General features: G+C 70.0%; 19 protein-coding genes. 17 read left to right on the top strand and 2 right to left on the bottom strand.

What is annotated here, in order from left to right; translation table 11 throughout:
• The first annotated feature begins 12 nt into the window (after window positions 1-12).
• The 3 genes from U9J66_RS21410 to U9J66_RS21400 all read left to right on the top strand — a co-directional run bounded on the left by U9J66_RS21410 (window position 13) and on the right by U9J66_RS21400 (window position 4697).
• Window positions 13-204, top strand: a complete 192-nt coding sequence (locus U9J66_RS21410; protein WP_014910437.1) for a hypothetical protein — start codon at window positions 13-15, stop codon at window positions 202-204.
• Between the two features lie 427 nt (window positions 205-631).
• Window positions 632-4180, top strand: a complete 3549-nt coding sequence (gene smc, locus U9J66_RS21405; RefSeq protein WP_326338493.1) for a chromosome segregation protein SMC — start codon at window positions 632-634, stop codon at window positions 4178-4180.
• A gap of 130 nt (window positions 4181-4310) precedes the next feature.
• Window positions 4311-4697 carry a hypothetical protein gene (locus U9J66_RS21400; protein WP_014908723.1) on the top strand — a complete coding sequence of 129 codons (387 nt, stop codon included), beginning with the start codon at window positions 4311-4313 and terminating at the stop codon, window positions 4695-4697.
• 7 nt (window positions 4698-4704) lie between these two features.
• On the opposite strand, the gene U9J66_RS21395 is transcribed toward U9J66_RS21400, so the two are convergent.
• Together U9J66_RS21395 and U9J66_RS21390 are read right to left on the bottom strand one after the other, a co-directional pair.
• Window positions 4705-5058, bottom strand: a complete 354-nt coding sequence (locus U9J66_RS21395; protein ID WP_017535500.1) for a ribosomal protein L7/L12 — start codon at window positions 5056-5058, stop codon at window positions 4705-4707.
• A 142-nt stretch (window positions 5059-5200) separates the two neighbouring features.
• Window positions 5201-7861, bottom strand: a complete 2661-nt coding sequence (locus tag U9J66_RS21390; RefSeq protein ID WP_326338492.1) for a S8 family serine peptidase — start codon at window positions 7859-7861, stop codon at window positions 5201-5203.
• 672 nt (window positions 7862-8533) lie between these two features.
• On the opposite strand from U9J66_RS21390, the gene U9J66_RS21385 reads away from it, so the two are divergent.
• The 14 genes from U9J66_RS21385 to U9J66_RS21320 all read left to right on the top strand — a co-directional run bounded on the left by U9J66_RS21385 (window position 8534) and on the right by U9J66_RS21320 (window position 22115).
• Window positions 8534-9571, top strand: coding sequence for an ABC transporter substrate-binding protein (locus U9J66_RS21385; protein ID WP_442789865.1), 1038 nt, complete (start codon window positions 8534-8536; stop codon window positions 9569-9571).
• A 33-nt stretch (window positions 9572-9604) separates the two neighbouring features.
• A complete protein-coding gene (locus tag U9J66_RS21380) occupies window positions 9605-10639 on the top strand; it encodes a FecCD family ABC transporter permease (protein WP_014911109.1) in 1035 nt (344 codons plus the stop codon).
• Between the two features lie 86 nt (window positions 10640-10725).
• A complete protein-coding gene (gene ftsY, locus U9J66_RS21375) occupies window positions 10726-11916 on the top strand; it encodes a signal recognition particle-docking protein FtsY (protein WP_014911541.1) in 1191 nt (396 codons plus the stop codon).
• A 244-nt stretch (window positions 11917-12160) separates the two neighbouring features.
• Window positions 12161-13537, top strand: coding sequence for an ammonium transporter (locus tag U9J66_RS21370; RefSeq protein ID WP_017535503.1), 1377 nt, complete (start codon window positions 12161-12163; stop codon window positions 13535-13537).
• Window positions 13538-13963: 426 nt separating this feature from the next.
• Entirely contained in the window at window positions 13964-15211 is a 1248-nt protein-coding gene (locus U9J66_RS21365; protein ID WP_326338489.1) for a hypothetical protein, read from the top strand.
• A 156-nt stretch (window positions 15212-15367) separates the two neighbouring features.
• A complete protein-coding gene (gene ffh / locus U9J66_RS21360) occupies window positions 15368-16957 on the top strand; it encodes a signal recognition particle protein (RefSeq protein WP_014908911.1) in 1590 nt (529 codons plus the stop codon).
• A gap of 277 nt (window positions 16958-17234) precedes the next feature.
• Window positions 17235-17690, top strand: a complete 456-nt coding sequence (gene rpsP / locus U9J66_RS21355) for a 30S ribosomal protein S16 (RefSeq protein ID WP_014912015.1) — start codon at window positions 17235-17237, stop codon at window positions 17688-17690.
• A 2-nt stretch (window positions 17691-17692) separates the two neighbouring features.
• On the top strand, window positions 17693-17935 hold the full coding sequence (locus U9J66_RS21350) for an RNA-binding protein (protein ID WP_014910206.1): 243 nt from the start codon (window positions 17693-17695) through the stop codon (window positions 17933-17935).
• A 312-nt stretch (window positions 17936-18247) separates the two neighbouring features.
• Window positions 18248-18766, top strand: a complete 519-nt coding sequence (gene rimM / locus U9J66_RS21345) for a ribosome maturation factor RimM (RefSeq protein ID WP_014912623.1) — start codon at window positions 18248-18250, stop codon at window positions 18764-18766.
• 15 nt (window positions 18767-18781) lie between these two features.
• Window positions 18782-19573 carry a tRNA (guanosine(37)-N1)-methyltransferase TrmD gene (gene trmD, locus U9J66_RS21340; RefSeq protein ID WP_161111322.1) on the top strand — a complete coding sequence of 264 codons (792 nt, stop codon included), beginning with the start codon at window positions 18782-18784 and terminating at the stop codon, window positions 19571-19573.
• A gap of 237 nt (window positions 19574-19810) precedes the next feature.
• Window positions 19811-20170, top strand: coding sequence for a 50S ribosomal protein L19 (gene rplS, locus U9J66_RS21335; protein WP_014908393.1), 360 nt, complete (start codon window positions 19811-19813; stop codon window positions 20168-20170).
• Between the two features lie 71 nt (window positions 20171-20241).
• Window positions 20242-21111 (top strand): signal peptidase I, encoded by an 870-nt coding sequence (gene lepB, locus U9J66_RS21330; protein ID WP_017535506.1) that lies wholly within the window; start codon window positions 20242-20244, stop codon window positions 21109-21111.
• 247 nt (window positions 21112-21358) lie between these two features.
• Entirely contained in the window at window positions 21359-21691 is a 333-nt protein-coding gene (locus U9J66_RS21325) for a DUF2469 domain-containing protein (protein ID WP_014908883.1), read from the top strand.
• A gap of 208 nt (window positions 21692-21899) precedes the next feature.
• Entirely contained in the window at window positions 21900-22115 is a 216-nt protein-coding gene (locus U9J66_RS21320) for a hypothetical protein (RefSeq protein WP_017535507.1), read from the top strand.
• The last annotated feature ends 153 nt before the right edge of the window (window positions 22116-22268 follow it).

The raw sequence follows: 22268 nt of genomic DNA, 5'->3' as shown, positions 1-22268 counted from the left end.
AGGACCCACATCATGGCGAAGGCTCTGTTCGGCCACGTCGGCGGCTCCGACCCTCGAATGGTCTCGGAGATGCGACGGCTTCAGAAGCGGGTACGCGACCTCGAGGACGAGATCAGCCGTCTTCAGGCACAGAACGACCAGCTCAGCATGGCCGTCACCGACGTCGCCACCAGTGCGACCGACCGCGAGCCCGCGCTCGCCTGACCCGCGTCGCTCCGTTCACCGTCCACGAGATCGACGGTCCGAACGAGACGCACCGATCCACTGACGGGGACGCCTACCGCAGCACAGGCGTCCCTGGCCGGATCGTCGACCGGCATCGGTCGGTCTCATAACGGCCTCCACCCGCGGTGGTGCCGTCGATCATCCGTTCATCCGCCGCCCTTTCCCTTTCTTTGCGGCTTCTTTTACCGTTGTACCCGGCGGACTTGAGGACAACCCTCCGTGTCCGCCGGATCCTCTCCCTGTCATCGGCCCCCCGTTCACCCGCCCTTCGCGCGACGACGGTGGCGCAGTTCATCCAGGGTGAAGTGCCCAACCTCCCTCTTCGGGCCCCGCTTCGTGGCACCCTTGTTGTCGGCCTCGTGGTGACCACCCGTGGCGACAACGGTGACCGTCGTGGGAGGTGCTGGTGTACCTGAAGAATCTGACGTTGCGCGGCTTCAAGTCGTTCGCGTCGGCCACCACCCTTCGTTTCGAGCCCGGCATCACCTGTGTGGTGGGGCCCAACGGCTCGGGCAAGTCCAACGTCGTCGACGCCCTGTCCTGGGTGATGGGCGAACAGGGCGCCAAGTCCCTGCGCGGCGGCAAGATGGAGGACGTGATCTTCGCGGGCACCTCCACCCGCCAGGCGTTGGGCCGCGCCGAGGTCAGTCTCACCATCGACAACACCGACGGCGCCCTGCCGATCGACTACACCGAGGTCACCATCAAGCGGACGATGTTCCGCAACGGCGGCTCCGAGTACGCGATCAACGGCGACACCTGCCGTCTGTTGGACATCCAGGACCTGCTCAGCGACTCCGGCATCGGCCGGGAGATGCACGTCATCGTCGGTCAGGGCCAGTTGGACACCGTCCTGCACGCGGGTCCCGAAGAGCGTCGCGCCCTCATCGAGGAGGCCGCGGGCATCCTCAAGCACCGCAAGCGCAAAGAGCGGGCGATCCGCAAGCTCAACGCGATGCAGGGCAACCTCGACCGGGTCACCGACCTGACCGCCGAGCTGCGTCGTCAGCTCAAACCCCTGGGCCGCCAGGCCGAACTGGCCCGTAAGGCCGCCGTCATCCAGGCCGACCTGCGCGACGCCCGCCTGCGGCTGCTCGCCGACGACATCGTCACCCTCACCGAACAGCTCGCCAAGGAGGAGGCCGACGAGAAGGAGGTCCTCCAGCGGCGCGGGGCCGCCGAGGCCGCCCTCGAACAGGCCCAAGGGCGCGAGGCCGAGCTGGAGGCGCAGGCCACCGCGGCCGCGCCCGCGCTGGCCAGGGCCGGCGACACCTACCACGCGCTCTCCCGCCTCACCGAACGCCTGGACGCCGTACGCGGCCTGGCCACCGAACGGCACCAGAACCTCGTCGCCGTGCAGGGCGAGATCATCCGCCGCCGGGATCCCGAGGAACTGGAGATGGAGGCCGAGGAGGTCGCCGCCCAGGAGGAGGAGCTCCAGGCGGGGCTGGAGGAGGCCCGCGAGATCCTGGAGACCGGTGTCACCGAGCGTGCCGCCGCCGAGGACGCCCTGCGCCGTGAGGAGCGGCGCCTGGAGGCGGCCTCGAGGGCCGCCGCCGAACGCCGAGAGGGCATCGTCCGGCTCGCCGCGAGGGTGGAGAGTCTGCGCGGACGCGTGGCCTCCCACGAGACCGAGATCACCCGGCTGGAGGAGTCGGCCCGCCAGGCCGCCGAACGCGCGAGCACCGCCCAGACCGAGTACGAGATGGCCGCCGAGGAGGCCGCCGGTCTCGATGAGGGCGACGCCGAACTCGACCAGACCCAGGAGCTGTACGCACGACGTCTGTCCGCCGCCGACGTCGAACTCGACCGTCTCCGCGGAGAGGAACGCGCCGCCGAGGGCGAGCGCGCCGCCCTGGCGGCCCGTAAGGAGGCCCTGGAACTGGGGCTGGCGCACAAGGACGGTGCCGGCACGCTCCTGGAAGCGGGGCTGCCCGGCATGCTCGGCGGTCTGGCCGCCCTCGTCCAGGTCGACTCCGGACACGAGACCGCCGTCGCGGCCGCCTTCGGGGTGGCCGCCGGAGCCGTGGCCGTTCGAGACCACGACAGCGCCATGGCCGCCCTGGAACTCCTCAAGTCCGAGGACGCGGGCCGGGCCGGCATCGTGGTGGCCCGGGCGGTCCCCTCGCTCGACCGTGCCTCCTGGCCGGAGGTGCCCTCGGGAGTGCGTTACGCCGCCGACGCGGTCCAGGCCCCCGAGCACCTGGCCGACGCCGTCGCCGCCCTGTTGGACCGGGTGGCCCTGGTCCCGGACACCCGGAGCGCGCTCGAACTGGTCGAGGCCCTGCCGGGCGTACGAGCCGTCACCCCCGAGGGCGACGTGTTCGCCACCGAGATGGTCCACGGCGGAACCGCCGCCGCGCCCAGCCTGCTGGAGGTCCAGGCCGCGGTGGACGAGGCCGCCGAACGGCTGGAGGCCGCCACCGAGAACGCCAAGCGGGTGGCGGCCGAGCTGGAGACCGCCCGCCGGGAACGGGCCGAGGTCGCCACCGCCGCCGAGGAGCTCACCGCCCGGCGCCGTCAGAGCGACCGCGCGCGCAATCAGGCGGCCCAGCGCCTGGGCAAGCTCGCCGGTCAGGCCCGCTCGGCGGAGGCCGAGTCCGAGCGCTACGCGGCCGCCGCCGTCAAGGCCGCCGCCGCGCGCGGCGAGGACGGCGAGCGGCTGGAGCGGTTGGAGGAGGAGCTGGCCGAGGCGGAGGAGATCGCCGCGGCCGTCGAGGAGGAGGCTCCCGACGCCGACCACCGTGAGGAACTGTCGGCTCTGGCGGAACAGGCCCGCGCCACCGAGATGGAACGTCGGCTGGCGGTGCGCACCGCCGAGGAGCGCGCGCGTTCGATGGCGGGCCGGGCCGAGGCGCTGCGGGCCCAGGCTGCCGAGGAACGTCGGGCCGTGGAGCGTGAGGCCGAACGTCGTCGTCGGCGCGCGGCCCAGGCCACCGTCGCCCGGGCCGTCGCGGAGAGCGCCGGTCTCGCCTTGGAGCGGATCGCGCTCTCCCTGGCCGCCGCCGAGACCGAGCGCTCCGCCGCCGAGGCCGAACGCGAGGCCCGGGACGGCGAGCTGAAGACCGTGCGCGCCCGAGTACGCGAACTCTCCGTCGAACTGGAGAAGCTCACCAGTTCCGCGCACAGTGGCGAGATGGCCCGGGCGGAGCGCAGGCTGCGCCTGGAACAACTGGAGACCAAGGCCTTGGAGGAGCTGGGCGTGGACGTGCCCACCCTCATCGCCGAGTACGGCCCCCGCGTCCCGGTGCCGCCGCCGGTGGACGCGGGCGAGGACGCGGTCCCGCTACCGTACGTGCGCGAGGTGCAGGCCAAGCGGCTCAAGACCGCCGAACGTCAGCTCAACCAGTTGGGCAAGATCAACCCCCTGGCGTTGGAGGAGTTCGCCGCTCTGGAGGAACGGCACGCCTTCCTCAACGCCCAGTTGGAGGACCTGAAGAAGACCCGACGCGACCTGATGGACATCGTCGCCGAGGTCGACGCCCGGGTGCAGGAGGTCTTCTCCTCCGCCTACCTGGACGTGGAACGCGAGTTCGCGGCGATCTTCGGCCGTCTGTTCCCCGGTGGCGAGGGGAAGCTGGTGCTGACCACCCCCGAGGACATGCTGACCACCGGTATCGAGGTCGAGGCCCGGCCCCCGGGCAAGAAGGTCAAGCGGCTGTCACTGCTGTCCGGTGGCGAGCGCTCGTTGACGGCGGTGGCCTTCCTCGCGGCGATCTTCAAGGCGCGGCCCTCGCCGTTCTACGTCATGGACGAGGTCGAGGCGGCCCTGGACGACACCAACCTCCAGCGTCTGCTGGTGATCTTCGAGGAGTTGCGGGCCTCGTCCCAGCTCATCGTGATCACCCACCAGAAGCGCACGATGGAGGCGGCGGACGCCCTGTACGGCGTGACGATGCAGGGTGACGGCATCTCCCAGGTGATCAGCCAGAAGCTCGAACGCCCCGCTTCGTAGATCGCCGAGGGGTATCGGGGAAACGGCGCGTGGCCGAACTCACCGAGGGCGGGGCGCTCGGAGGCTGATCCTGACGGGCGGGGGGCTCTAGCCTTGCGGATGCCCCGATCCCCTTCATGAAACGGCAGCCGTGTTCTTCATCCCCCTGGCCCTGTGGGCCAGACGACGCATGCGCCACTATCCCGGCGCGGTGCGTGCCTGCCTGGCCACCGGTGGGTCCGGTGTGTTCACGGTGTGCGTCCTGCTCGGCACCTCGTACGGGGCCCAACCCCCGCCCGGTGAGGAGGGCAGGGTGCGTTGCACCCCGATCGTGTGGGTGGGCCCGTCCCTGTGGGACGACCACCGGGATCGGGGCGAGGATCTCGAACAGCTGCTCCGACAGGAGTGGGTGGACGCCTCCTGCGCCGAACGCAAGGTCCGTCGCGCGGGCCTGTCCATGGCGATCGCCCTGCCCTCGACCGCCCTGCTCGGGTACGGGGCGGCGCGTCTGCGTTCCACCCGGGGCGACGAGCCCTAGCCGGCCCCTAGCGGTCGAGGGAGCCGATGAAGCGGGAGGCCTCGTCCTCGGTCATCCCGGTCTCCTTCGCGACCAGCGCGACCGAGTCGGCGATACGGTCCTGGGACAGCAGTTCCCGGACGCGGTCGGCGAGGCTCCGTCCCGGCGCGGGGGCGGGCGCCCATCGTCCCGCCTCGATGGCCTCGGAGAGGTTCTTGGCCTCGGCCAGTCCCAGCCCGGTGAGCTCTCGGATCCGCTTGATGGCGTGGATCTTGTGGCCGCTCCGCAGGAGACCCAGGACCTCCTCGTACCCTGCGCGGTCGAGCTCCGCCCGGACGGGTTCGGGTTCGGGGCCGAAGAGTCGGCTGAGGAATCCGGCCATGGGTCGATGTGTCCCTTCGAGGTGGGGAGACGGCGGTCGCGTCCAGGTCTCGCAGTGTACGCCCGCCTCGTCCCACCCCCACGACGAACGAAGGGGGCCGGCCTCCGGAGAGGGGGCCGGCCCCGCGTCGTGCGTGGGTGGATCAGCCTCGGTCGATGGTGATGACCGGGGAGGTCCAGGTCTCCCAGTGGTCCGGGTTCTCCGGGTCGCCGAGCGCCTTCAGGGCCCGGGCCTCCAGCCGGTAGGAGCCGTCACGGACATCGGTCACGCGACCGTGCCGGTCCGTCACGGTGCCGTCCCAGGGGTAGGCGAAGAAGGCCGTGCCGTTCGCGCTGCGGTTGACGTAGTCGACCGACACCGCCACGTTGCGGTCCGGGTGGACCGGACGGCCGGTGCGTTCGTCGACGACGGTCATCTCCAGCTTGGTGACGTGGTGGTCGAAGTGCGCGATCACGTACGGGACGTCGGGCAGACCGTCGACCACGCCCAGGGTGTAGGTCTCGCCGTCGGCACGGTTCTCGTAGGAGCCTCCGTCGCCGGAGCAGTCCAGCCCGGAGAGGACCGCGCAGTCGGTCATCCTGGTCAGCCACGGCAGGTCGTGGGTGACGCCGTCCCCGTCGGTGATCGGGGTCATCGCCTCGATCGCCTGGTAGTCGCCGTTGTAGGCGGCGTAGGGGACGCGGTAGGTCTCCTGCTCACCGTCGACCTCGGTGACCTCGACGTAGCCGCCGTAGATCATCTGGTGGAGTTCGTCGGCCGGCGGGGTGAAGGTCACCTCGACGGAGGCGGAGGCGCCGGCCGCCACGGTGACCTCGGTCGAGTCGAAGGAGGCCTCGGCGTAGGAGTCGTTGAACCGCGGCTCGAAGGTGTCGCCGTGGGTGCCCAGGGCGGGCGCGTGCGAGATCTCATAGGTGGTCTCGGCGTCGCCGTCGTTGGTGATGGTGACGGTCTCGGTCACCGGCCCCTCGGTGGCGCCCAGGGCGAGCTTGCCGGGGGAGAGCGACGTGGTGGCCAGGACGGCCCCGGGGACGTCGAGCATGCCCGCGCCCTGACGGTGCACGTTGTCCAGGGCGTCGAGGTCGGGGTTCCCCCACCAGCGTTTCGGGTCGGCCGAGTTCTGGAGGACGTCGCGCACCTGGTGCGCCTCCAGGTCGGGGCGCGCCTCCAGGAGGAGGGCGACGCCGCCGGCGACGTGCGGAGCGGACATCGAGGTGCCGCTGACGGTGGCGTACCCGCCCCGGTTCATGGGGTAGGTGGAGTTGATCAGACCGCCCGGGGCGCCGATGTCCGGCTTCAGGTCCAGGTCGGCGGCCAGGCCGTAGGAGCTGAAGCTGCTGATGAGGCCGCCGGTCGGGTTGGGGATGGTCGCCTCTTCGCCGGTCCAGGTGAGGGTGACGGGGTCGCCGGCCTCCAGGAGTTCGAGGAGGTGCGCGCCGATCTCGTCGGTGACGCCGATGGAGAAGGCGCCCCGGTCGACGATGCCGCCGCCGGCGAACATGCCGGGCAGGTTGTTGTAGACCACGACACCGGTGGCGCCGGCGTCGACGGCGGCGTCGTACTTCTCGGTGAAGGTGCATTCGCCCCGCACCATCAGCGCGGTCTTGCCGGCGGGGTCGCCTTCGAGTTCGTCGCCCGCGGCCAGACAGCCTCGGCCGATGTGGACGAGTTCGTCGCTCTCGCCCGAGGTGGGCGGCAGGGGCGCGTCCCCCATCTCCATGTAGGCGACGGTCTCACCGCTCTGGGTGACCTCGGCGGCGGAGGCGCGGATGTGGGTGTTGTCGTAGGCGGCGACCCCGATGACGTCGGCGCCCAGCCCGGGGGCTCCGGCCGAGTACAGGCCACTGGCCCCCTCGTTGCCGATGGAGGCGACCACGACCATGCCCTCGTCGACGAGGTTGTCGGAGGCGATGGCGGTCGGGTACTGCGGCCAGGAGTGCGCCGAGCCGACGCTCATGTTGAGCACGTCCATGTCGTCGGCCAGAGCCTGTTCCATGGCGGCGATCATGATGTCGGCGGAGGTGGAGCCGGTGCAGCCGAAGACCTTGTAGGCGCCGAAGACGACGTCGGGGGCCACACCGGTGACCTTCCCCTCGGCGCCGACGATGCCGGCGACGTGGGTGCCGTGGCCGTTGCAGTCCTGCGGGTCGTCGTCGGGGGCGGGGGTGTCGGCGTTCGGGTTCCCGGCGTTGTAGTCGTCGCCGACGAAGTCGTGGCCGGCCACCACGCGCTCGGTGGGGAACTCACCGGGGCCGCCGAGGTCCGGGTGGGTGTAGTCGACCCCGGTGTCCATGATGGCCACGCGCAGGCCTTCGCCGGTGATGCCGAGTTCGCTCTGGACGATGTCGGCGCCGGTCATGCCCAGCGCGGTGTCCATCTCGGGAGCGCTGTCGTCCAGGTCGGGGATCTCGTAGCGCACCACGGGGTGGATGGCGGCCACACCGGAGATCTCCCGGGCGGCGCTCACCTGGGTGTCGTCCATTTCGACGGAGAGACCGTTCCACAGTTCGTCGAAGGAGAGGCGCTCGGTGTATTCGAGTCCTTGTTCCTCCGCCTCGGCGCGGAATTCGGTGTGCTCGTTCTCGACGCGGGCCGCGGAGGTGCCCTCGGAGGTGGGCGGGCTCTCCAGTTCGATGAACCACAGGTCCTGGACCTGGTGGGCGAGTTCGCCGTTCTCCGCGGTGGGGGCCGGGTACAGGGGGGCGAGCCCGGCCTCCTCGTCGGCGCTCGCGGGCGTGGCCACGACCAGTCCGGCCATGAGTGTCAACCCGGCGAGGGAGGCCAGGCGTGAGCGGTGGGGTACCACCTTGTCAACACATCCCTTCTCGTGCGCGCCTCAGGACAGTGGGGGAACGGCGGCCCGCCGGGCATGGAGACGCACACACGGGGGGATACGCCGAGGGGTGTCCGGGGAATCGGATGGTCGGCGCGCATGGCAACGTGATCATTGCCGTGTGCGATGTGGGGTGTCAATGTTCATTAAGACTCAATATGGCTACATGGCGGGTCGAAGTGGACTATGTTTCCCCTGCTGTAACAACTATTAATAAAACGGACTGATCGCTCTTTCTTGGACAAGTAATAAGAACGTGCTCGACCGAAAAGTAGGCCGGAAGGACGACCGTTTCATTGGAAACCCCGGCCGAGGTCGAAGGACACGCAGGTCAAAGCGGGTGTGATCGCCATGTTCGCCGCGAACGACCGCCGAGTACAGTAGAGGGGTTGTGCCGCTCCGAACGGCACGACCGGTGTCGAACGAGCGAAGTCCGGTACACGGCCGCATCCGGCCGCCAACCCGGCGCTGTCCCGCAACTGTGAAGCCCCGCCCAGGCGGGGATGAGCCAGGTCGCCTCTTCGACGCCGACGTTCCAGTCCTCGTGGGAAGGACCGGCCGTCCCCGCCTGGGCCGTGCTCCTCCCCGGTCCATCGAAGGAGCACCGTGCGGATCTCCCGCCCGTCCCATCCCGCCCTCGCCGCCGTGTGGGGTGACCGGGACCACCGTCCCCGTCACAGACACGCGTCCCGCCTCGCCCTGCCCGCCGCCTTCCTGGGCGCCACGCTCGCCCTGACCGCCTGCGGCACCGGCGACTCCGAGCCCGAGGGCGCAGAGGAGACCACGACCGACACCGCGTCCGCGGAGTGCGGCGTCCCCGAGGCCTCCGCCGACCGCGCCCCCATCGGCGACGGGACCTTCCCCGTGACCGTCACCGACGCCGTCGGCGAGGTCACCCTGGAAGAGGCCCCCGAGCGCATCGTCTCGCTCTCACCGAGCAACACCGAGACGCTCTTCGCCATCGGCGCGGGCGACCTGGTCGAGGCCGCCGACGAGTACTCCGACTTCCCGCCGGAGGCCCCCACCACCGAACTCAGCGGTTTCACCCCCAGCGTCGAGGCCATCAGCGAGTACGACCCCGACCTGGTCGTCCTCGCCGACAGCGCCGTGGACTCGGTGGACCAGCTCGACGCGGTCGGCATCCCCTCCCTCGTACTGGGCGGCGCCACCGACATGGAGGACGTCTACGCCCAGATCCGCGTACTCGGCGAGGTCACCGGTAACACCGAGGAGGCCGACGCCGAGGCCGACCGGGTCGAGAGCGAGTTCAACGGCATCGTCGAGTCCGTCTGCGCCGAGCTGGGCGACACCGAGCTCACCTTCTACCAGGAGCTCGACGACACCCTCTTCTCCGCGACCTCCGCCACCTTCGTGGGGCAGGTCTACTCCGCCTTCGGTCTGGTGAACATCGCCGATCGGGCCGCCGACGAGGAGAGCGGCGACTACCCGCAGCTCTCCGCGGAGTTCGTGGTCGAGGAGAACCCGGACCTGATCTTCCTCTCCTACGGGGACGAGGCCGCGGTGGAGGCCGTCGCCGACCGCCCGGCCTTCGACACCGTCGCCGCCGTCGAGAACGACGCCGTCCATCTGCTCGACCCCGACACCTCCTCCCGTTGGGGACCGCGCGTCGTCGACTTCGCCGACGAGGTCGGCGAGGCCGTCAAGGAGAGCGCCGGTCGGTAGGACCGAACGGAACGGCGGGCGAGAGGCGGAGGAGTGAAGGGGTTCGGAATCCCGTTCGGCTGGTTGCTGGGCGGCGCCGCGGCGCTGTTCGTGGCCGGTCTCTTCGGCATCTCCGCCGGCGCGGCGTCCATCACGGCCGCCGACGTCTTCCGTCACCTGCTCTCCCTCCTGCCGTTCGGCGGGGTGGAGACCCCCCTCACCGAACGGCAGGAGGCGCTGCTCATGGAGCTGCGTCTGCCCCGAGTGGTGGCGGGAGCGATCGTCGGTGCCCTCCTGGCCACCGCGGGAGGCGCCTACCAGGGCGTCTTCCGCAATCCCCTGGCCGATCCGTTCCTGCTCGGAGCGGCGGCCGGCGCGGGTCTCGGCGCCACCATGGTCATGGTGTTCGGTCAGGACCTCTTCGGTGACCCTCGAGCGCTCGTCCCCGTCGCGGCCTTCGTCGGCGCCCTCGCGGGCGTGGCCTCCGCCTATCTGCTCGGAGCCACGGCCGGAGGAGGGGGCACCGCCGCGTTGGTGCTCTCCGGTGTGGCGGTCTCCTCCTTCCTGTCCGCGGCGCAGACCCTCGTCCAACAGATGGGCGTGGATCAGCTTCAGCGCATCTACGCCTGGCTGTTGGGCGGTCTGGGCCGCGGCGGTTGGGACGACGTGCGCCTGATCCTCCCCTACGCGCTGGTGGGACTGGGCGTCCTCCTGCTCTCGGGCTACCTGCTCGACATGCTCGCGCTGGGGGACGACAAGGCGGTCAGCCTCGGCCTCAACCCGGCCCTCGTGCGCGGCGCGGTCATCGCGGCGGCCTCTCTGGCCACCGCGGCGGCGGTCTCGGTGAGCGGACTGATCGGGTTCGTGGGCATCGTCGTGCCGCACATCGTGCGTCGCCTGGTGGGGTCGAACTACCGGGCGATCCTTCCCGTCACCATCCTGATCGGCGCCGCCTTCATGGTCACCGTCGACATCGTCGCCCGTACCGTGGTCGCCCCCGCGGAGCTGCCGATCGGCGTGGTGACCGCCTTTCTCGGCGCGCCCTTCTTCGTGCTCATCCTGCGCACCACACGTCATAGAGGCACCTGAGCGGGCTCTGACGAGGCCGATCGCGGCCCGCGCGTCACCACCGTGTGATGCGAAGGCGTCGAACACTCTGGGAGACTGGTCCCGCTATGGACTACACCTTGCTCGTAAGCATCATCGTCGTCGTCGCCCTTCTGGTGGTCGGCGGGTTCTTCCTGGTCAAGGCCCGACGCTCGGTCACGCCGGGCAAGGAGGAGGCCAAGCCGGAGGTCGTCGAGAAGACCGGGACGGCCGCGCCGGAGGAGGACCGGGAACGGGATCCGGGGACCGTCGTCACGCCTCCGGCCCAGGCCCCTCCCGTGGAGGAGCCCCTTCCCGCGTCCCCGGTCGAACCGGCCGAACCCGAGATCGAGACCCCGCCACCGTCCGCCGGACGCATGGTCCGCCTACGGGCGCGTCTGGCCCGTTCCCAGAGCTCCCTCGGTCAGGGGCTGCTCAACCTGCTCTCCGCCAAGAACCTCGACGAGGACGCCTGGGAGGAGATCGAGGACACGCTGATCACCGCGGACATCGGTGTCACCTCGGCCACCCAGATCGTCGAGAACCTGCGCACCAGGGTCAAGGTGCTCGGCACCCGGGACACCGACGACGTGCGCGCCCTGCTGCGCGAGGAGCTCCTCGCGCAGATCGGATCCGACACCGACCGCGCCGTGCGCACCGGACCGCTCGGCGACCGTCCCGCCGTGATCATGGTCGTCGGCGTCAACGGCACCGGCAAGACCACGACCTCCGGCAAGCTCGCCCGCGTCCTGGTCGGCGACGGCCACAGCGTGGTCCTCGGCGCGGCCGACACCTTCCGTGCCGCCGCGAGCGAACAGCTCCAGACCTGGGGCTCCCGGGTGGGCGCTCCGGTCGTGCGCAAGGAGGAGGGGGCCGACCCCGCCAGCGTGGCCTTCGACGCCGTGGCGCGCGGTGTGGAGGACGGTGCCGACACCGTCATCATCGACACGGCGGGCCGTCTGCACACCAAGACCGGGCTCATGGACGAGCTCGGCAAGGTCAAGCGTGTGGTGGAGAAGAAGTCCCAGGTCGACGAGGTCCTCCTCGTCCTTGACGCCACCACCGGCCAGAACGGCCTGCGCCAGGCGAGGGTCTTCGCCGAGGTCGTCAACGTCACCGGCATCGCGTTGACCAAGCTCGACGGCACCGCCAAGGGCGGCATCATCGTCCAGGTCCAGCGGGAGCTGGGCGTCCCGGTCAAGCTCGTCGGTCTCGGCGAGGGCCCGGACGACCTGGCGCCCTTCGACCCGGAGGTTTTCGTGGACGCCATCCTCGGCTGAGCCGAGGCCGCCACCGGGCACGACGGCCGGGCACCCCGAACGGGGCGCCCGGCCGTCTTCGCGTGTGCGGTCCGGGCGTTCACGTCTTCGTAACACCACGCCCGGCTCTTTCACGTTCGCGCAACACGGCCGGCTCGGTCGGGAAACACCGGGGTCGGACAGTGGTCGCCGTGGTGGACACGACCGGGCTCGACGGTGCGCTCGTCGAACACCGCCTTCGCGAGACGTCCTTTGGAGGCGACAGATGATCGACACGGGAAACACCGCGTGGCTGTTGATGAGCGCCGCGCTGGTGATGCTCATGACCCCGGGGCTGGCCTTCTTCTATGGAGGCATGGCGCGGGCCAAGAGCGTCCTCAACATGATGCTCATGAGCTTCAGCAGCATCGCCCTCGTCAGCGTCCTGTGGGTGCTGGTCGGTCACTCCCTGACCTACGCCCCCGGCAGGGGAGCCCTCGACCTGTTCATCGGCGGACTCGACCACGTCGGCCTCGCCGACCTCGTCACCGGCGTCGACCCGGAGGGCGGATACCCCCTCCTGGTGGACGCCGGCTTCCAGCTGATGTTCGCGGTGATCACCGTGGCCCTGATCAGTGGGGCCATCGCCGACCGCGCCAAGTTCGGGGCCTGGCTCCTCTTCGTTCCGGTCTGGGCCCTGGCGGTCTACTTCCCCGTCGCCCACTGGGTCTGGGGCGGCGGCTGGATCTCCTCGCTGCACGAGTACACGGGGCTGCCCGAGGTCATCGACTTCGCAGGCGGCACCGCCGTCCACATCAACGCCGGGGCGGCCGCGCTGGCCCTGGTCATCGTCCTCGGCCGGCGCAAGGGCTTCGGCTCCGAGGGGACCCGACCCCACAACATGCCCTTCGTCCTGCTGGGCGTCGCCCTCCTGTGGTTCGGCTGGTTCGGGTTCAACGGCGGTTCCGCCTACGCGGCCGACGAGCAGGCCGCGCTGGCCCTGGTCAACACCCAGGTCGCCACGGCCGCGGCCATGGTCGCCTGGATGCTGGTCGAACGCCTCCGCTCGGGGAGGATCAGCGCCCTGGGCCTGGCCTCCGGCGCGATCTCCGGCCTGGTCGCCATCACCCCGGCCGCGGCCGACGTCACCCCGGTCGGCGCGATCGTCGTCGGAGCCCTGGCCGGCTCCCTGTGCGCCTACGCGATCGGCTGGAAGTTCAGGTTCGGATACGACGACGCCCTCGACGTGGTCGGTATCCACCTGGTGGGCGGCATCGTCGGTTGCCTCGCCCTGGGGCTGGTCGCCTCCTCCGCGGTGCCCGGCGGCGAGGGCGGCGGGATCCTCGACGGCGGGGGTCCCGGCCTTCTGGCCGCGCAGGCCGTCTCCATCGTCGGTGTCCTCCTCTACTCCTTCGCCGTCACCTGGCTGATCGCGAAGGTGATCGACCTCATCATCGGGTTCCGTCTCCCCGAGGAGATCGAGACCAACGGCCTCGACCACGAGCTGCACTCCGAGTCGGCCTACTCCTTCGACGAGTTCGAGGCGACGAAGGACCGGACCCTCTCCCCGTCGATGCCTCCGGGCGGGGAGAAGGCCTCATCGCGGGGCGGAGGGAGCGATCTCAACGTCGAGGTCGACGCCTCCGGACCATCGACGCGCTGAGGTGAGAAGGGGCCGGCGGGGGACACCCGCCGGCCCCTTCCGCTTTCACCGGGGTGTGGAATCGGGCGTCCGCGGGAGCGCGGACGTCCTCGGGCGTGATGGACAGGTCACTCTTCCGCTGGAAGTACAGTTCTCATCCTGGGCGTCGGATATGCGCACATGATCGCCGAGCGTTCTCGGCGGTGGCCCATGTCGCGGTTCGGTACCCTTTCGGAGCGGTGCGGCGGTCCGACCCCGTGAGGGCGGCGGACCATCGACGGGTGACCTCGAGTCCACCCTCCCCGTCCGGTGCGAACCGGAGGGGACACGCACCCGCACCCCGTACCGGAGAGCGGAGGGCGGCCGTCAGGAGCCGATCCCTCTCCGACGACCCACTTCACGCCGATTCGTATCAGCACCCCGCGTTCGTAGGGGGCAGGAGGCAAGATGGCGCCGGTTACTCACACCAGGGGGCGAAGAGGCGGACGGTTCGCCTTCGCCGCGATGGGCACGATCGCCGTGCTGGGCCTGGCCGGATGCTCCCTCGGGGACGGCGAGGAGACGGAGGAGCCCGCCTCCGAGACCGCCGCTCCGGTCGACGCGGCCCCCTTGCTGGAGGAGGCCCTGGCGGACCTCGCCGGCTACCCGGCCCTGGTCGCCACCGGGCAGATCGCCGGCAGTGTCGGCGCCGACGTCCAGGAGACCACCCTCACCGTCGCCGACGGCGGCGCGGCACAGGGGACCTTCCAGGTCAACGGCGCGAACGCCGAGGTGGCGGTCGCCGACGGCAAGCTGTTCCTGCGCGCCGACGAGGAGTTCTGGCTCGACCGGAACGTCTTCGGCCCCGACAGCGACGACTTCGAGGGCAACTGGGTCCGGGCCACCACCGGGCAGGCGGGCATCAACCCCTCCAGCACCCTCGCGCCGCCGGCGCTCGCCGAGATCCTCGGCGGTATGGAGCTGGACGACGACAACGCGGTGGAGGAGGACCTCGACGGCACCCGCGTCTACCGGATCGATCTGGCGGGCGAGCGCAACCAGGTCTGGGTCGACGCCGAGACCAACCGGCTCGTGCGCATCGCCATCGAGGAACTGGTCCCCGAGGGCGCCGAGAACGGTCCCCAGGTCCGGCTGGACCTCGCCGAGGCCGACGAGGCCGCCGTCGAGGAGCTCTACTCCGGTCTGACCACCGCGGCCGAGGAGGAGCTGACGAACTCCCGGGACGCGCGCGTGGAGGCCGCCTGGCAGGCGGACACGGGCAGCCTGAACTGTGACGAGGGTCCGAGCTGCACCTGGTCCGGCACCGTCTACGACGCCGGGTCCAACAGCAGCGGCACCGTCCTGATCCGGATGGACGTGACCTTCAGCAACGACGAGCTCGGTACCCAGGAGTGCTCCGAGTCCGGTTCCCTGGAGGCCGGTGGCACCCTCGACCTGTCGTGCGGCATCGACTACAACGTCACCAGCTCCGACCCCGAGGACTACAACATCGACGCCGACGCGGTCCTGTCCACCCGCGGCCTGACCTCCTCCCAGCAGGAGGAGATGCTCGCCGCCCTGGTGGAGCAGAAGGAGGCCACGCTGTCCGGTGACGCGGAGGCCACCGAGGACGGTGAGGGCGCCGAGGACGGCGCGACCACCGAGCAGACCGAGGGCACCGAGGACGGTGTCGAGGGGGCCGACGGGGGAGAGTGATCCCCGGGTGTCCCGGAACGCGGGGCGTGCGGAGCCGAGGGCCTCGCGCGCCCCGCGTCGTCGTTCGGGGACGCGGACGACGACGGAGGTGACGCCGGGGAGGAGCGGGCGGGTAGTCTAGATGAGCAATCCCGAGACGAAGGACTGGCCTGACTCGTGTTCGAGACGCTTTCCGACCGGCTGACATCGGTCTTCTCCTCGCTGCGCGGCAAGGGGCGCCTGTCCGAGGAGGACATCAACGCGACCGCGCGCGAGATCCGTCTCGCGCTGCTGGAGGCGGACGTCGCGCTGCCGGTGGTCCGCGACTTCATCGCGCGGATCAAGGAGCGCGCCCGCGGTGAGGAGGTCTCCAAGGCCCTCAACCCCGCCCAGCAGGTCATCAAGATCGTCAACGAGGAACTCGTCGAGGTCCTCGGTGGCGAGACCCGCCAGATCCGGTTCGCGAAGAACCCGCCCACCGTGATCATGCTCGCGGGTCTCCAGGGCGCGGGTAAGACGACCTTGGCCGGCAAGCTGGCCAAGTGGCTCTCGGCGGACCGCAACACACCGTTGCTGGTCGCCGCCGACCTCCAGCGGCCCAACGCGGTCACCCAGCTCCAGGTGGTCGGTGAGCGCGCGGGCACCCCGGTGTTCGCCCCCGAGCCGGGCAACGGTGTCGGCGACCCGGTCGAGGTGGCCCGCGAGTCGATCGAGCACGCCCGTCGCAACAACCACAACGTCGTCATCATCGACACCGCCGGTCGTCTCGGTGTGGACACCGAGATGATGCGGCAGGCCGCGGACATCCGTGACGCGGTGCGGCCGGACGAGATCGTCTTCGTCGTCGACGCGATGATCGGTCAGGACGCGGTCAACACCGCCCAGGCCTTCCTCGACGGCGTCGGCTACGACGCGGTGGCGCTCACCAAGCTCGACGGCGACGCCCGAGGCGGCGCGGCCCTGTCGATCAGGCACCTCACCGGTCGCCCGATCATGTTCGCCTCCACCGGCGAGAAGCTCGAGGACTTCGACCTCTTCCACCCGGACCGGATGGCCTCGCGCATCCTGGACATGGGCGACGTCCTCACCCTCATCGAACAGGCGCAGCGCACGTTCGACGAGGCCGAGGTCGAGAAGATGGCCTCGACCATGGCCTCGGACGAGGACTTCACGCTGGACGACTTCCTCCAGCAGATGATGATGGTCCGCAAGCTCGGGCCCATCGGCAACCTGCTCGGCATGATGCCGGGCATGGGCCAGATGCGCGACCAGATCGACAACATCGACGACAAGTCCCTGGACCGCATCCAGGCGATCATCCAGTCGATGACCCCGGCCGAACGCGCCAACCCCAAGATGATCAACGGTTCGCGTCGACTGCGTATCGCGAACGGTTCCGGTACCCAGGTCGGCGACGTCAACGGTCTGGTCACCCGTTTCTTCGAGGCGCAGAAGATGATGCGCAAGATGAAGAACGGCGGCGGCATGCCGGGGATGCCCGGGATGCCGGGCATGGGCGGCGGTAAGAAGGCCAAGAAGGCGAAGAAGGTCAAGAAGGGCAAGCAGCGCAGCGGCAACCCGATGAAGGCCCGTCAGCAGGAGGCCGAACGCGAGGCCGAGCGCCGGCGGCGTCAGGAGGAGGGGCCCCAGGAGACCCCGCAGCTCCCTCCGGGCCTGGGCGGCGGTCAGCAGCCCACCCTTCCGCCCGGTTTCGGCGGCCCCAACATGCCGGACCTGTCGAACTTCAAGTTCGGCAAGGACAAGTAGGACGAACGCGACCGAACGGTCGGTGACGAGTGTCATGGCCCGCCCCGGACCCCGGGGCGGGCCGTGTTCGTGAGGACGACCGGTGGACGCGGCGGGACTCGTGCCGGTGTCCTGTCCAAGTAACACGTCGGCGTCTGGCACAATGAGAAGTCGACTAACGGTGGCGGTCCAGCCCTCTAACTAGCCCGTCGCCCACGTCATGCCTCGACGGGTTCCACAACCCCACGTGGTCCGCCGTCAGGCGCCTAACACCGTTAATCGGGAGAAGACCACTCCAGTGGCTGTCAAACTGAAGCTCAAGCGTATGGGCAAGATCCGTACGCCCCAGTACCGTGTCATCGTCGCCGACGCCCGCAACAAGCGTGACGGCAAGGCGATCGAGGAGATCGGCAAGTACCACCCCAAGGAGCACCCGAGCCTCATCGAGGTCGACTCCGAGCGGGTCCAGTACTGGCTGTCCGTGGGCGCCCAGCCCTCCGACGCGGTGAAGGTCCTCCTGCGCAAGACCGGTGACTGGCAGAAGTTCAAGGGTCTGGCCGCGCCGGCCCCGCTTCAGGTCGCCGAGGCGAAGGACCCCGAGGCCGCCGACGCCGCCTTCCAGGCCGCGCTGAAGGAGCTCGTGCTCCCCGGCCAGGAGAAGAAGACCAAGAAGGCCGAGAAGAAGGCGGAGAAGGCGGACGACAAGCCCGCTGAGAACGCCGAGGCCGAGAAGAAGTCCGAGGGCGAGGCCTGATCGTGCTGGAAGAGGCGCTTGAGCACCTCGTGAAGGGGATCGTCGCGAACTCCGAGGACGTCCAGGTGAGAGCCAAGCGGCTCCGCAAGGGCAAGGTCCTCGAGGTCCGGGTCCACCCGGACGATCTCGGCAAGGTGATCGGCCGTAACGGCCGCACCGCCAAGGCGCTGCGGACCGTCGTCGGTTCGCTCGCAGGTGGTCGCTACGTTCGCGTGGACCTGCTGGACCTGCACGAAGTGCGCTGACCCGCCTCTAGGGGCGCCGACCGGGATGGTCGGCGCCCCGCAGTCGTGGGGGGGGGGCCCCCGGGCCCCCCGCCCGGCGCGGCACCCGCGCCGCCCGGGGGCGGGGCCCGCCACCGAAAACCACTAAAAGAACCGGGGGGGGGGGGGGGGGCGCGTGCCCCTGCGGGACCTCCCCGATGGGCGCGGCCCCGCCGCTCGGGGCGCCGCCCGGGATGGTCGGCGCCCCGCTGTCGTGCCCGGGCACCCGTCGGGGCCGGGGCACGACGTTCCCCGGGACCGGCCCGGGGCCGGAACGATCTAAGGAAGACATTCATGCGACTCGTGGTGGGCCGGATCGGCCGAGCGCACGGTATCCGCGGCGACGTCGCCGTCGACGTGCGCACCGACGACCCCGACGCCCGGTTCTCCGAGGGCGCCGTCCTCCACACCGACCCGGCCTCCGTCGGACCGCTGACCATCGCCTCGATCCGGCGGCACAGCGGCAGGCTGCTCGTCCGCTTCAAGGGCATGGCCGACCGCGACGCCGCGGAGGCGCTGCGCGGCACCACGCTCCTGGTGGACTCCGAGGACATCGCCCCCCTGGACGATCCGGACGAGTTCCACGACCACGAGCTCATCGGCCTGACCGCGGTCACCACCGACGGAGAGACGGTGGGTCGGATCGACGACGTCCTCCACCACGCCCAGGACGTGCTGGTGATCACCGCCGAGGCCGGACACGAGGTCCTGGTGCCCTTCGTCGCCGCGCTGGTCCCCGAGGTGGACGTCGCCGCGGGACGCCTCACCCTGGACCCGCCGCCCGGACTGCTCGACCTCCAGAGCACCGACTGACCGAACGAGTACGCCGTGCGCATCGACATCATCAGCATCTTCCCCGACTACTTCGCCCCCTTGGACCTGTCCCTGATCGGCAAGGCCCGTACGGCGGGCCTGCTCGACGTGCGCGTCCACGACCTGCGCTCCTGGACCCACGACCGGCACAACACCGTCGACGACACCCCGTACGGCGGCGGTCCCGGCATGGTGATGAAGCCCGAGCCGTGGGGCGAGGCGCTCGACGAGGTCGTCGCGGACCGGCCCGCGCGGCTGATCCTCCCCACCCCCAGCGGCCGTCCCTTCACCCAGGCCGACGCCGAACGTCTGGCCGGTGAGGAACACCTGGTCTTCGGATGCGGTCGCTACGAGGGGATCGACTCCCGGGTCGCGGCGGACGCGGCCGAGCGCATGCCGGTCGAGGAGATCAGCATCGGCGACTACGTCCTCAACGGGGGAGAGTCCGCCACGCTGGTCATGGTGGAGGCGATCACCCGGCTGCTGCCCGGGGTGCTCGGCAACCGCGAGTCCCACGTGCAGGATTCCTTCGCCTCCGGGGGCATGGAGCACCTGGTGGAGGGGCCGGTCTACACCAAGCCCGTGGCCTGGCGCGGACTGGAGGTCCCGCCGGTGCTGCTGTCCGGCAACCACGGCGCCGTGGATCGCTGGCGTCGGGACCAGGCGTTGCGCAAGACCGCGCGCAACCGTCCCGACCTGATCGCGGCGACCCCGGACGAAGGGCTGGACCGTCGTGACCGCGAGGTGCTCGCGGAGGAGGCCGAGCGGCCCTCCTCCGAGCCGAACGAAGGCGCCCGTCAGGGCTGAGCGGTGTTCGCAAGAGCACGTGGCGGGCCGTTCGAGCGGCCCCGCCGGATGTGGCAGACTGGGTGGGTTCCCCCTCGGTGACCCTGAGGCATCCGCATGCCGGCGGTACGACGTCGGCCTCTGTGTCGGTCACCGGGTGGTTCCACTGTTCGGACCCGAAGGGGTCCCGCCCGTGAAACCCCTCCCCGGAGCGGCCGGGGGGCAGGACGCGGCGCGCTACCGATGAGGATTCGCGAGATGCACACCGCCATTCAGGAGCTTGAGAAGGCTCAGCTTCGCACCGACGTCCCCGAGTTCCGCCCGGGTGACACCCTCAACGTTCACGTCCGCGTGACCGAGGGCAGCCGTACCCGTGTCCAGGTCTTCAAGGGTGTCGTCATCCGCCGTCAGGGCGCCGGCAACCGTGAGACCTTCACCATCCGCAAGGTCAGCTACGGCGTGGGCGTGGAGCGTACCTTCCCGATCCACACCCCCGCCATCGAGAAGTACGAGGTCGCCGCCCGCGGTCGCGTGCGTCGCGCCAAGCTGTACTACCTGCGTGACCTGCGCGGCAAGGCCGCCCGCATCCGCGAGCGTCGCGAGCCCGCCGCCAAGTAGTCTTCGCTCCCGTAGCCGTATCCGGCCGGAACCACGCCGTTCGGCGAGGAGGCAGGATAGGCTTTCGGCCGATGAGCAAAGACGAGAAGGGCCTCGGCGCGGACGGGGTCCAGGACGAGGATTCCGTCCGGTCCGGCCCGGAGGAGCATGGCTCCGACACTGGCTCCCAGGCGCATGAGCGCCTGGGAGCCAGTGGTGTCTCCGATGCCGGTGGCGAGGAGTCGGAGGAGAGGACGGACGCCACGATGAGCGATTCGCAGAGCAGTACCAAGAAGGGGTCCTTCTGGAAGGAACTCCCGATCCTGATCGTGATCGCCCTGGTGTTGGCGTTCGTGATCAGGACCTGGCTGATGCAGGCGTTCTACATCCCCTCCACGTCGATGGAGAACACGCTGCTCGTCGGGGACCGGGTGCTGGTCAACAAGGTCGTCTACCAGATCCGCGACATCGAGCGCGGTGAGGTCATCGTCTTCGACGGCGACGGGTCGTGGGACGACCCCAACACCGTCCAGGTGCCCGAGCCCACCAACCCGGTCAGCGGTGCCTTCACCTGGGTGCAGCAGCAGCTGGGCGCCGCGCCCACCGGCAAGGAGTACATCAAGCGGGTCATCGGCCTGCCCGGCGACACGGTCGAGTGCTGTGACGAGCAGAACCGGATCCTGGTCAACGGGCAGCCCCTGAACGAGGAGTCCTACCTCTACCCGGGCAGCGTGGAGAGCCACACCGAGTTCGGGCCGATCGAGGTGGGCGAGGGCGAGCTGTGGCTGATGGGCGACCATCGGGCCATCTCCAGCGACTCCCGTTCCAACCAGAACAACCCCGGCGGCGGTACCGTTCCGATCGACCACGTGGTGGGTCGGGCGTTCGTCATCATCTGGCCGTTCGGCCAGGCCGGAGGTCTGAGCGTTCCCCCCGCCTTCGAAGAGCTCGAATCCGAGTGATCCGCGGCCCCGTCGGGAGGCTTCGAGGTCTCCGTTCGGAGAGGACGTCCGATGCGTCGAGGAGAAATCCTCTCGTCGGGGCCCGAAGACGCGTTTCGTGACGCATGATGGATCTTGGATCGTATCGGCGTTCTTCGAACGAGTGGCCCGTGTCCCCGGCGGGAACAAGTCGGGTGATCGCGGTGTCTCCACGTGAGGGGAACCGGCACATCACGACCGGAGAGTGCTGACGAAAGCGAGCGCGCAGATGAGTTCTGAGGACCTGGAGAAGTACGAGGCCGAGATGGAGCTTCAGCTCTATCGCGAGTACCGCGACGTGGTCGGCCTCTTCGGTTACGTGGTGGAGACCGAGAGGCGCTTCTACCTCACCAACCACGTCGACCTCCAGCCCCGTTCCACCGAGAACGGCGAGATGTACTTCGAGGTCGTGATGGAGGACGCCTGGGTCTGGGACATGTACCGCCCGGCCCGCTTCGTCCGCAACGTGCGCGTGGTGACGTTCAAGGACGTCAACGTCGAGGAGATCACCAAGTCGGATCTGGAGATGCCCCCCACGGACGGGTCCGCCCCGGGTCGGTGAACCCGGATCCGCGACCGACCTTCCTCCGGTCGTGAACGCCCCGAGCGGTCCTCCGCGCGGGGCGTTCCCCTTGGGCAGGGGTCCTCCGGCCCCGTCTTCCTCCCGCGCAACCACGGTGTAGGTGCCGTGTAAGTCGATCCGGCGATGATGGCGACGCCCATATTCCCCCGACCCCTACGTGTTCGCACGAGGGAGGGAAGAGGTTCTCATGTCGATCGAGACCCACCTGTCCAACAGTCTCGGAGATCTGCCGGTCGAGGAGTTCAGCACCACCGACGAGGGTGTCCTCGGCTTCGGTGCCAACCAGCCCGGTGGTATCGAGTCGCTCGGTTCCACGCTGGCCATGATGGAGATCGGCGCCTCCGGTAGCGGCGGTGGCTGCTGCAGCTGCTGCAGCTGCTGCCCGTGCTGCTGCTGCTCCTGACCCGGTGATCCGATCGACAGGGGAGCCGGGTCTCCTCGGCCGCCGTCGTTCGTCGTCGCCCGCGCCCTCCGAAGTGCGATCACCGTTCGCGTTCGGGTCGTCACCCCCGGCTCCGCCAGGAGAGCAACCGGATGGTAGGCGGTGTGTAACCGG

The organism is Nocardiopsis sp. LDBS1602 (assembly GCF_035818715.1).
GTDB lineage: Bacteria > Actinomycetota > Actinomycetes > Streptosporangiales > Streptosporangiaceae > Nocardiopsis > Nocardiopsis alba.
This window is presented reverse-complemented; position numbering and strand designations above follow the sequence as displayed.

Excerpts from the sequence above, each read along its gene's own strand:
- U9J66_RS21410 (WP_014910437.1), top strand. The coding sequence starts at position 13 with ATGGCGAAGGCTCTGTTCGGCCACGTCGGCGGCTCCGACCCTCGAATG.
- U9J66_RS21395 (WP_017535500.1), bottom strand. The coding sequence starts at position 5,058 with ATGGCCGGATTCCTCAGCCGACTCTTCGGCCCCGAACCCGAACCCGTC.
- ftsY (WP_014911541.1), top strand. The coding sequence starts at position 10,726 with ATGGACTACACCTTGCTCGTAAGCATCATCGTCGTCGTCGCCCTTCTG.
- U9J66_RS21370 (WP_017535503.1), top strand. The coding sequence starts at position 12,161 with ATGATCGACACGGGAAACACCGCGTGGCTGTTGATGAGCGCCGCGCTG.
- U9J66_RS21365 (WP_326338489.1), top strand. The coding sequence starts at position 13,964 with ATGGCGCCGGTTACTCACACCAGGGGGCGAAGAGGCGGACGGTTCGCC.
- rimM (WP_014912623.1), top strand. The coding sequence starts at position 18,248 with ATGCGACTCGTGGTGGGCCGGATCGGCCGAGCGCACGGTATCCGCGGC.
- rplS (WP_014908393.1), top strand. The coding sequence starts at position 19,811 with ATGCACACCGCCATTCAGGAGCTTGAGAAGGCTCAGCTTCGCACCGAC.
- lepB (WP_017535506.1), top strand. The coding sequence starts at position 20,242 with ATGAGCAAAGACGAGAAGGGCCTCGGCGCGGACGGGGTCCAGGACGAG.
- U9J66_RS21325 (WP_014908883.1), top strand. The coding sequence starts at position 21,359 with ATGAGTTCTGAGGACCTGGAGAAGTACGAGGCCGAGATGGAGCTTCAG.
- U9J66_RS21320 (WP_017535507.1), top strand. The coding sequence starts at position 21,900 with ATGTCGATCGAGACCCACCTGTCCAACAGTCTCGGAGATCTGCCGGTC.